Genomic DNA, 9,656 nt, shown 5'->3' on the forward strand with positions numbered 1-9,656 from the left:
ATCTGCAAAATACAACTTGGCTTGCCCCGATATTTCCTTGTCCTTGTTTTTAGTAAATGGTGGTACTCTATGTATGAAATAGGTGTATTCTAAGAGCTCTAGATAATCGTTAATTTTATTTCGATTAATACCCGAAATACTACTTAATTTACTTATATCTAGCCTGCTTCCCACCCTCGAGGCTAGCAATTGTATCAGCTTATATAATTCGTTGCTCATCTTAAAATCAGACAATAACTTAATATCCAATTCTATGTATGCATTGATTACATCTTTTAGATAGGCTACTTTATCTTCATTAGTTGTGGCCAATACTACCTCAGGGAATCCTCCAAATTGAATATATTCCTCATAAAGCGGTTTATACCTGGCATAAATAAATTCATTATATAAAATTTGATTTAAAGCGAGTATTTCTAGATTGGGCTGTCCTTTAAAAGTTAAAAATTCTTGAAACGTAAGTGGAAACATTTCGAAAATTCGTTTTCTACCTGCCAAACTTTCAGAAAAGTGATTTTTTAAATAATAAGAACTTGACCCAGTAAGTAAAAACTTTACGCCATAAGTGTCATAAAAATACTTGACAACACTTACAGATGTCGGGACTAATTGAATCTCATCTACAGCAATTACACACTCTTTTGTCAGGTCTAGTCCCAAACTTCTCAAGCCGCTTTCTATTGATGCATAAGATTTTTCTGAGAACAAAACTCTATTCTCAATCTTTTCAAGGTCTATGTAAGTTTTGTTTTGGTGATTAACCTCAGAAAGCAAAAATTTTAATGCCGTAGATTTCCCAACTCTTCTCAAGCCTGTGATTACGGTTATTTGTGGCTTCAGCAGATGCTGTTTTAGCTCTTTAAAGATTACTCTTTTATGCATAAATATTAACTATTTGCACAAATATAATGCAAAAAGTAATACTTTTTTATTAAATTAGACTTAAAAAATGAGATATTTTGGGCTGAAAATAGCATTGAAATGAATAAGCCAAAAGTATAAACCCACCGCATAAACCCCAGCGAAATTAGAAAGTCTATACATTTCAAGTGACTGAGCCTGAACACCTAAAGAAGCAAAAATTAAGCAGATAAAAGTAAATATTCTAATCATAAAAAAGTAGTATCGTGAACTCGCAAGATACTACTTTTGTGTTTTAGACTGGTTACCGAATAATAAATTTGTGGGGAAGAACTAAAGTATTAAAACCAAAATAAATGCCTCAAAAGAAGAAAAAGCCTCTACTTCTAAATTATTGGATTAACCCACAATTGACACAACAATTAAGAAAGTTCAAAAAGGTTACGAATATTTCCAAGTGGTTTCTAAATTACCCACTCACACCCTCCTCCGCCTAGCCAGAGGCAGCCGCTTCCCACAGGAAAGCAACACCTCACACTCATTGTGCGAGGCAATAAACTTACGGTTTACTAAAAAGCGGCGGTGGATGCGGGAGAAGGCTTGGGTTTGTGAAAAATCGTTTTCGTATTTTTTGAGGGTATAGGCGTGTATCTCTCGATGGCCATCCTTGAAATGAAAAATAGTGTAGTTAACGGAGGCCTCTAAATGTGTGATGTTAAAAGAGTCAGATAAATGTTCTTTCATAGTATAAAATTTAGTGTGTCCAAATCTGAAAAAATATGCATCAGGATACAAAACATTTCATTATCATTACTCTTCGCAAATTCGCAAACTAATGTAAAGTGCTAAAAATCAATATTTGTGGCTTTGCCTTCGTAGAAATTATTCTCAATTTTCCAAACTCCATCAATGTTTATCAACTGGTAAATTTGCTCATTTAAATGATCGTAACTTACTTTATATTTCTTGATGCCCGTATCATACCATTTCAGAAACCAGTGTTCTTTGGTTTTAACAATTGCATGGTTAATATTTATTTCGACAACTCGTTTCTCGTGAATGGTATAGTAGGAAGGATTATCTGTTGGTACATCAATTCTTCTATTTCCGTTTTGGGATTCTTTCATCAATGTAATAATACTCTTTCGAGCTGAGCCTGTGCGTGTGTAGAAACTATCGATTTTAACCGAATCCTTTAAATCTAACCTTTTGAATACTTGAAACTGTATGCGATTGGCATTTTCAATAACTTTTAATATTTCCTTTTTTTGGCGATGGGGTTGGAATAAAAAAACATAGAAAGAAGCCGCTATTAGTGTCATGATAACTATCCCTAAAAACCATTTTAGCTTTACCTTGTTTTGGTTATCCTTTTCATTCAAACCTTCAAAATCTTCCCATGATTTATAACCTATATATCTTGCGTAAGCTTCTAGCGAAGCTTTTGAATCCCCGCCATCACCTTTATTAAACCGCTGAACGGTGTCTCTACTGACCGAAATATTGGTAGCACCAGAAATGTCAGCAGCTAAAGCCTCATAAAATTTCGCCTTACGGTTTATTTTCCCCTCATCATATTTACAAACTACATTCCATTTAGAATCCCAATCTCTTTTTAATTTTTCTTCAAATTCAAGCCGTAATTGGTTTATCTTGGTCATGGTAGCAATTTATCTATTGGTTTACAAACAAATTAAAAGTTGAATACTTAGAACAATATTACATCAACCTTGGATACCGCTAAATAAAATTTCAATAAATTTATTATTCGGCAAAAATATACTTCTTCATCATGTATATTTGGCGGAGAGTCCGTCAAATTCCCTAAATAATTTGTTAAATATGATTCAACAAAATTTCCTGCAATTAGCCCTCGAAGAACTTAATAAAAGATATCCTGCTGATGCCGAGTATGATTTTTTGGTAGATAAAGCCACCCAAGAAAACGAGATAGAGAACCTCAAAAAGACCGTTAAGTATGAGCAGTTTTTCTTTGTCCTCAACCTACCAGAACGAAAAATAGAACACGCCCATGGCATAGGCGAATGGCTAGGATATGCAGATGTCAATTTCGCTCTGTTTGACTATTTCCGTATTATTCACCCGAGACATTTGGCCTCACTGAATATGTCGGCACAGTCGGCTTTCGCAACGGCCAATTCTGACGCATTTAAATTGAAGTTCATGGGGCAAAAGATTGTTATTCAGATACCCCTTCTACACGCTAATGGAAAATACATTTTGACCAAAAGAACGCTTTATCCATTTCAAATAGATAAAAAAACGGGCATAGTGACCTCCTATCTCAACCATTACGTAGTCTTAAAAGAATACCAAGACCTCGACGCACTAGATTTAAGAGTGGGAAATGAGGCAGAGCTCGTAACAAAAGCCGAAAATAAAGCTCTGAAAACCAACCAAAAAAAATTGCTAGACGCCACCAACAAACCATTTAGCTTTAATACCAACGAAATAAAAATCTTAGAATTAATAGCCGCAAAACCTGATATCACTCAAAAAGAAATATCCAAAACACTGGATATCAAACTCGAAACCTTACAAAAAACCACTAACCGCCGGATAATAGCGAAGGCCCGCGAACACTTTGATATAGAGGCGTTTTCGAGTATGAAAGAGGTGGCACTGTTTCTCAAGAAAGAGGGCGTTATTTAGGATATTGCTCTGAAAATATAAAATCGCACCTTATAACTATAGAGGCATAAAGACTTCTAAATAAGCGATTTAAAACTTCTTTGAACAATTATTTCAGTACCCTGGCTTGTATGATTTTTCAAATCCATTTGCGTCATGTAGAAGTTGAGGGATTGGATAAATTAAGAATAATTGTTCATGGAATATTATTAAGACACTGTCGCAAGAAGATGATTCCAAATCCGCAAAATGATGTTTTTTTGCCTGTCACAATTTTTCAGTCAAACCTAATACCTTTCTCCCTCAAAGCCTTTTTTTTACACAGAGGCCACGAGAGTTTTGCACAGAGATCCAGAGCGTTTTATTTACTTTTTGCCTGATTACCTTATGCCTTGATGCCTGATTGACTTAATGCCTTATTGCCTCGTTGCGTTTCTGCCTCACTGCCATAATACCTCGGTAACTCAATGCCTTTTTTTAACACAGAGAACACGAGAGTTTTGCACAGAGGTCCACAGAGTTTTATGTACTTTTTGCCTGATTACCTTATGCCTTGATGCCTGATTGACTTAATGCCTTATTGCCTCGTTGCGTTTCCGCCTCACTGCCACAATACCTCGGTAACTCAATGCCTTTTTTACCACAGAGAACACGAGAGTTTTGCACAGAGGTCCACAGAGTTTTAAGCTTTGTTGCCCATTTGCCTTGATGCCTAAAATGCCTCATTGCCTTATGCCTTGATGCCTTTTGCCTAAATACCTCATTGCCTAATTGCCTTTGTGCCTTGATGCCTCATTCCCTCCAACAACCTTCCTCCAAAACCCTAAACCTCCACTGGCAAAATCACCTCCGGCACATTGGTGTTTATTCGGTTGTTATACACGCCCTCTATCGTTTTGTAGGCAAGCAGGGGCCAGTCGTAGGGTTTGCAGAGTTCCATCATTCGGTCGGGGGTGAGGTCGGGCCTGAGCCATTCTTCGCGGTTGCGTTCGTCTAATATGACGGGCATGCGTTGGCCTTCGTTGTGTACTTCGGCCATTTGCTCGTTGGCGGCGGTGGTGAGTATCGCAAAAGTCCCCTTGCCTTCATATACCGAATAAATGCCCCCTAGTATGAGCGGTTCGTTCTCAAAATTACGGATATAATAACTCTCCGAGGGTTTCTTGACGTCGGTCACGTGTGGCTCAAAGAAACCATCTACCACCACCCAGCACCTGTTTTGCCAGTAGGCCCGGTAACTGCTTTTCTCAAAAATCTCCTCGCTGCGGGCATTGAGGGTGTTGGCCTTATAAGCCTTGGGGTCTTGTATGTGGTTGGGAATCAGCCGCCAGCGGAAATACCGTAAGTAGTCGGGATCTCCCGCCGCCACTACTGGCAGCAGTGGATTATCGAAGCCATTGACGTCGTAACGGGGCTGGTGATCGAGCCGCCTTTTTATTTTCAGCTCTTTGCCCAGTGTTTGTGCCAAGTCCTTGATGTCGGTAGCCGCCGCCACATGATAACACATATCTTCCTTTTTTTAAGACAAATTTAATGTTTATTGGGAGAATTGGAAATGGTATGTTATTGATTCTCTTACACTGTGCCGTGAAAATGGTTAGCACCTAATTCGTATTATCCAATGACAAAAGCTTTCTAAGGCCGAATAACACTACCACTTAGATAAAGACTGAGCGGAGCGGGTAAAAATGAAACAAGTTTTTGGTGTATTCCTCAGGCCTCGAAAGCATTTCAGCGAGTACCTTAATTTATAGGCATAAAAATCAGCAGGCTTTGTTTTCTGATTATTTTTATTTTAGTTTTGAAACGCAAAACCCCAAAACCATGAAGATAAAACTCAAAATTGCCGTTGGGCTACTGATAGCCCAATGGTCGGCCCAAGCCCAGAGCATTACGCTCAACCCATCAGACACCAAAAACATTCTCACTGTTCAAACTACAAACCAAGCCATTAAGCTACCGGTACTCAACGAGTCGCAAAGAAACCTCCTACCTGCTCCCGTCATAGGTATGCAGGTATATTGCAGCAATTGCCTCGCTGGAGTTGGTGCCTATGCTTACAATGGCAGTGCTTGGGCACCCATGTTTGTGCCGCCTACCTCCGATTTACCCAGCTATACCGTAGGGCAACTGGCCCAAGGAGGGAGAATCTTTTTTGTTGACGAAACAGGCCGCCATGGATTAGCAGCCGCCACTTTAGACCAAGCTGCTTCCATAAAGTGGGCCGATGGAAACTTTCACATCACCAGTGCTACCAGAATGGGTGTATATGGCGGACTGGCCAACACCAACGACATCGTCCGTATTGAAGAAAATGGCTCTTACGCTGCCAAAGTTGCCCAATCTACTACAGACGGAGGTTTTGGCGACTGGCATCTACCTTCTCTGGAGGAACTCAGGCTGATGTACAATCAAAAAAACGTCATTGGTGGTTTTACCAATGCCAACTATTGGAGTTCTACCGAGATCTCGGGCACACCAGCCACCGAACCTTCTACAACCGCATTTGCAAAAGACTTTACATCTGGAGCTGAGGCACCACTCAGCAAAGCATCCAATGCGAGAGTGAGAGCCATTAGAAAATTTTAAAAAACAATAACCATGAAAAAATATACAGCCATTCTACTCTTGTTTTCTTTCAATACTTTCGGACAAGCTAGCCGCACCTGGGTTTCTGGTGTGGGCGACGACGCCAACCCTTGTAGCCGAACCGCTCCCTGCAAAACCTTCGCTGGAGCCATCTCCAAGACCACAGCAGCCGGAGAAGTTTCGGTATTAGACCCTGGAGGATATGGTGCGGTAACCATTACCAAGTCCATTACCATCAGTGGAGATGGCACATCGGCCGGAATTCTGGCTTCTAATGTAAACGGTGTAATCATCAATGCAGCTGCAACAGACAAAGTCGTATTACGCAATATTTCCATAGAAGGATTGAAAACTGGCCTCAATGGCATTCGTTTTTTGGCTGGAGGCGAATTGGTGGTGGAAAACTGTACCATCAACAATTTTACCCAAAGCGGCATAGCTGCTGAAATGACCACCGGAAATGCCAAAATATTGGTCTCAAATACCTCTATTTTAGGTTTTTCAAACCCCTCTTCCATAGGACTCAAATTACTTCCGAATAGCTCTACTGCCAATCTCAGAGTTTCGGTGGTTGGGTCCAGAATCCAATCGGTCGACACTGCCATCGTGGCCCATGAAAACACAAATTTGTCTGTCATGAACTCCGTGGTGTCTTCCAACCTAACAGGCATTAAGGGTAATGGTAGTGCCAAAGTACTATTGCAAAACTCTCAAATATTTAACAACGGCACTGCTCTGATGTCTATCGGCAGTTCAGAAATCAGCCTTTCCGGCTCGGCCATGACCAACAACACCGTGGGTGCATCGGCCGACAACCTCATCCTTTCGTTTGGCAACAACACCATCCGAAACAACCCAACTTCCGCTCCTTTAGGGGTGGTACGGTTGGATTAGGTTGATGGGGAAACTTAATGGATAAACTATTTTCGGTCTGCAGACCGATGGAAAGAACCTATTTGCTTGAAAACCAAGAGGAGTGGGAAATATTTTGTTGATTTCGGTCTGAAGACCGATAAACGCCTACTCTTAGTCTGAAGACTAAGAAGAGCGGGGAATGAGCCGCCAGCGGAAATACCGCAGATAGTCAGGATCGCCCGCCGCCACTACGGGCAGCAGTGGATAATCGAAGCCATTGACGTCGTAACGAGGCTGATGATCGAGCCGTCTTTTTTATTTTTAGCTCTTTGCCCAGTGTCTGTGCTAAGTCCTTGATCCCGCCGCCACATGATAACACATATCTTCCTTTTTTTAAGACAAATTTAGTGTTTATTGGGAGAATTGGAAATGGTATGTTACTGATTCTCTTGCATTCTGCCGCAAAATAGCAATGTACCTGATTTATAGAACCAACATTACAGAATTGGTCTAAGACCGAAAAAAACACCACTTAGTCTAAAAGACTAAGCGGAGCGGTAATAATTGCTTTTCTAAATGATTGTATAATTACTCAATAAAGTAACATTTTTACAAATACTAGTTACAAAAAAGCATAAGATTTATAGTAAATCAAATTGCCGAATAATAAAAATGCTTGAAAACTCAATAATACTTTCAAATTATATTATTCTAAATCAATAAGTTTGTTTTTAAATCAAACCAATTTAGTAATATGAAAACATTAAAATTATTCGTCCTTTTAATTATTTTTGGAAGCTTAAATCATGCATTGGCTCAATCTAAGGCTTCATCAAAAGACAAACAAAAATCTAATTCAGAATCTTTAAAAGTTATTTTGGAGAATGCTTCCAAAGTAATAAATGATTTAAATTATCTACCATTTGGAGATAAGAAAGTTGAGGTAAAAGTTGAATTTCAAACCGAAGTATCAAAGACAGTTAATGGCGAATTGAATGTGCTAATTTTCAAAGCAGAAGGTGAACTAAGTAAAACAAAATCAAATACAGTAACTTATACATATGATGTACTTTTAAATAGGAATCTTGCTCCCAAGTCTATTACAGAAGACTTAGTACTTCTAATTAAAAATTCTATTAGCCAAATGAATAGTATTAATGACGAATCAATTAAACCTAAAGGATTAAACATTAAGATTGAATTTACAATTGAAAAAACTGCAGGAGGGGGAATAAATGATTTCAAATTCATACCATTGTCGGCATCGGTCGATATTTCGAAAAAAGCAGTTCATTCTATTGAATTAGAATTTGACAAGGAATAATAAATTTAAATACTGATAATTCTCTCATTATTATTAATAGTGGGAGAATTATTAAAGTACTTGTAACCAAATATAATCCTTAAGCGTTTAAGCATACAAAAAAAATACTTTTTTGTACATTTTTTTAACACTTGTTAAATTAGGTTGGTAGTCTCTTCTCATGAAATTTTAACAACTGATGAAATCTGTTCCAAAACTTCTTACTTTGCTTTTTTATAAAATCAACTCTATTTATTGATTTCATTGAATCATTTGCCTTATAAATGTAGCTCAGATAATTACCCCAATAATATTCCTTCGATTTTTCGTACTTGGTTGGGTCTATTTTAGATGGCCTATAAATCATTTTTCGATTTGCACCTTTATAGGTAAATCTTTTATACAATCTTGATTTAAAAATACTCTTATCAGGATTTTTACTGTTTAGTGCTAATGATGTAGATTTTTTAAAAGATCTTTTCATAGACCTATAAAATTTAGAAAAACCGGTGGTTTTAATTAGTACTTTTTCTCCATCAAAAGTGTCTTGTCCTGAAATAGCGATACACAAAAAAGTATCAAAATGGAAGAACGAGTAAATTATGTTAAGCGTAGTCAAAAAGATTACAGTATGAGTTTAAAGCTTCAGATAGTTCATGAAGTTGAACGTGGAGAAATTTCAATTCGTGGAGCTCAAAGGAAATATGGGATACAAGGTAGAGCGACAATTACAGTTTGGCTGCGAAAATACGGTAACTTTGATTGGGAAAATCAAACGCCATCTCATATGCCGAAAACACCTGAGCAAAGAATAATGGAGCTTGAGGCTAAGGTTAAGCTTTTAGAAAAACAAAGAGCTTATTATGAACATTTAGCCAATGTTTCAGATAAAAAAGCAATCATCTTTGATATGATGATAAATTTAGCTGAAAAAGAATATCAAATTGATATCCGAAAAAACTCCTCACCCGAACAATCGATCAATTTAGACAAGAAGAAAACCAAACCTTGAGTTTTGCCTGTCATTTGTTCGGGATTGATAGACAGGTGTATTACAGGAGTATAAAAAGAAAGGAGGTCAAGATTTTTAAAGCCGAAGTAGTTGTGGATATGATATTAGAAGTTAGAAAAACGATGCCAATGATTGGTGGCAAAAAGTTATACTATATCTTAAATAAAGAGCTACAAAGTCTTGATATTGGCAGAGATAAATTCTTTGCGATAATGAAAGCAAATCATCTTTTTATTCAGCCAAGACGCCGTTATCATGTAACTACAAACTCTAAACATCGGTTTAAAAAGCATGATAATCTAATCCTAAATATTGATATAAAAAGACCAAATCAGGTTTGGGTTTCGGATATCACTTACATTGGAAGAAGAGAGAAACCAAGGT

Annotated in this window: 10 protein-coding genes and 1 pseudogene; 6 read left to right on the plus strand and 5 right to left on the minus strand. The window is 37.9% G+C overall.

Annotated features, from left to right (window positions below; translation table 11 throughout):
• From EGI31_RS13795 to EGI31_RS13805, 3 genes are all read right to left on the minus strand, one after another.
• Window positions 1–882 (minus strand): ATP-binding protein (locus EGI31_RS13795; protein ID WP_255037813.1); only part of this gene is annotated, 882 nt, incomplete at its 3' end.
• 456 nt (window positions 883–1,338) lie between these two features.
• Window positions 1,339–1,605 carry a LytTR family DNA-binding domain-containing protein gene (locus EGI31_RS13800; RefSeq protein WP_255037814.1) on the minus strand — a complete coding sequence of 89 codons (267 nt, stop codon included), beginning with the start codon at window positions 1,603–1,605 and terminating at the stop codon, window positions 1,339–1,341.
• 101 nt (window positions 1,606–1,706) lie between these two features.
• Window positions 1,707–2,522 carry a hypothetical protein gene (locus tag EGI31_RS13805; RefSeq protein WP_255037815.1) on the minus strand — a complete coding sequence of 272 codons (816 nt, stop codon included), beginning with the start codon at window positions 2,520–2,522 and terminating at the stop codon, window positions 1,707–1,709.
• Between the two features lie 181 nt (window positions 2,523–2,703).
• Here EGI31_RS13805 and EGI31_RS13810 point away from each other — a divergent pair, with 181 nt between their 5' ends.
• Window positions 2,704–3,534, plus strand: coding sequence for a winged helix-turn-helix domain-containing protein (locus tag EGI31_RS13810; RefSeq protein WP_255037816.1), 831 nt, complete (start codon window positions 2,704–2,706; stop codon window positions 3,532–3,534).
• 802 nt (window positions 3,535–4,336) lie between these two features.
• Here EGI31_RS13810 and EGI31_RS13815 read toward each other — a convergent pair.
• Window positions 4,337–5,020, minus strand: coding sequence for an SOS response-associated peptidase (locus tag EGI31_RS13815; protein WP_255037817.1), 684 nt, complete (start codon window positions 5,018–5,020; stop codon window positions 4,337–4,339).
• A gap of 317 nt (window positions 5,021–5,337) precedes the next feature.
• Between EGI31_RS13815 and EGI31_RS13820 the strand changes: the two genes are divergently transcribed.
• The 3 genes from EGI31_RS13820 (at window position 5,338) to EGI31_RS13830 (ending at window position 8,281) form a co-directional block, all read left to right on the plus strand.
• On the plus strand, window positions 5,338–6,102 hold the full coding sequence (locus EGI31_RS13820; protein ID WP_255037818.1) for a phage tail-like protein: 765 nt from the start codon (window positions 5,338–5,340) through the stop codon (window positions 6,100–6,102).
• Between the two features lie 12 nt (window positions 6,103–6,114).
• The gene (locus tag EGI31_RS13825; RefSeq protein ID WP_255037819.1) at window positions 6,115–6,996 is read left to right on the plus strand and encodes a right-handed parallel beta-helix repeat-containing protein; all 882 of its coding nucleotides are present in this window, start codon (window positions 6,115–6,117) and stop codon (window positions 6,994–6,996) included.
• Between the two features lie 715 nt (window positions 6,997–7,711).
• Complete coding sequence (locus EGI31_RS13830) at window positions 7,712–8,281, plus strand: hypothetical protein (RefSeq protein WP_255037820.1); 570 nt, start codon at window positions 7,712–7,714, stop codon at window positions 8,279–8,281.
• 139 nt (window positions 8,282–8,420) lie between these two features.
• Here the strand turns inward: EGI31_RS13830 and EGI31_RS13835 are convergent, their stop codons facing one another.
• Complete coding sequence (locus EGI31_RS13835; protein ID WP_255037821.1) at window positions 8,421–8,744, minus strand: hypothetical protein; 324 nt, start codon at window positions 8,742–8,744, stop codon at window positions 8,421–8,423.
• A gap of 99 nt (window positions 8,745–8,843) precedes the next feature.
• Between EGI31_RS13835 and EGI31_RS13840 the strand changes: the two genes are divergently transcribed.
• Entirely contained in the window at window positions 8,844–9,272 is a 429-nt protein-coding gene (locus EGI31_RS13840; RefSeq protein ID WP_255037341.1) for a helix-turn-helix domain-containing protein, read from the plus strand.
• Window positions 9,269–9,656, plus strand: a pseudogene (locus EGI31_RS13845) (IS3 family transposase); the annotation flags it as partial. The gene EGI31_RS13840 and the pseudogene EGI31_RS13845, both read left to right, overlap by 4 nt.

The organism is Lacihabitans soyangensis (assembly GCF_024343775.1).
GTDB lineage: Bacteria > Bacteroidota > Bacteroidia > Cytophagales > Spirosomataceae > Leadbetterella > Leadbetterella soyangensis.

Bases quoted from the DNA above. Each gene is read 5' to 3' on its own strand.
- EGI31_RS13800 (WP_255037814.1), bottom strand. From the start codon at position 1,605: ATGAAAGAACATTTATCTGACTCTTTTAACATCACACATTTAGAGGCC.
- EGI31_RS13805 (WP_255037815.1), bottom strand. From the start codon at position 2,522: ATGACCAAGATAAACCAATTACGGCTTGAATTTGAAGAAAAATTAAAA.
- EGI31_RS13810 (WP_255037816.1), top strand. From the start codon at position 2,704: ATGATTCAACAAAATTTCCTGCAATTAGCCCTCGAAGAACTTAATAAA.
- EGI31_RS13815 (WP_255037817.1), bottom strand. From the start codon at position 5,020: ATGTGTTATCATGTGGCGGCGGCTACCGACATCAAGGACTTGGCACAA.
- EGI31_RS13820 (WP_255037818.1), top strand. From the start codon at position 5,338: ATGAAGATAAAACTCAAAATTGCCGTTGGGCTACTGATAGCCCAATGG.
- EGI31_RS13825 (WP_255037819.1), top strand. From the start codon at position 6,115: ATGAAAAAATATACAGCCATTCTACTCTTGTTTTCTTTCAATACTTTC.
- EGI31_RS13830 (WP_255037820.1), top strand. From the start codon at position 7,712: ATGAAAACATTAAAATTATTCGTCCTTTTAATTATTTTTGGAAGCTTA.
- EGI31_RS13835 (WP_255037821.1), bottom strand. From the start codon at position 8,744: ATGAAAAGATCTTTTAAAAAATCTACATCATTAGCACTAAACAGTAAA.
- EGI31_RS13840 (WP_255037341.1), top strand. From the start codon at position 8,844: ATGGAAGAACGAGTAAATTATGTTAAGCGTAGTCAAAAAGATTACAGT.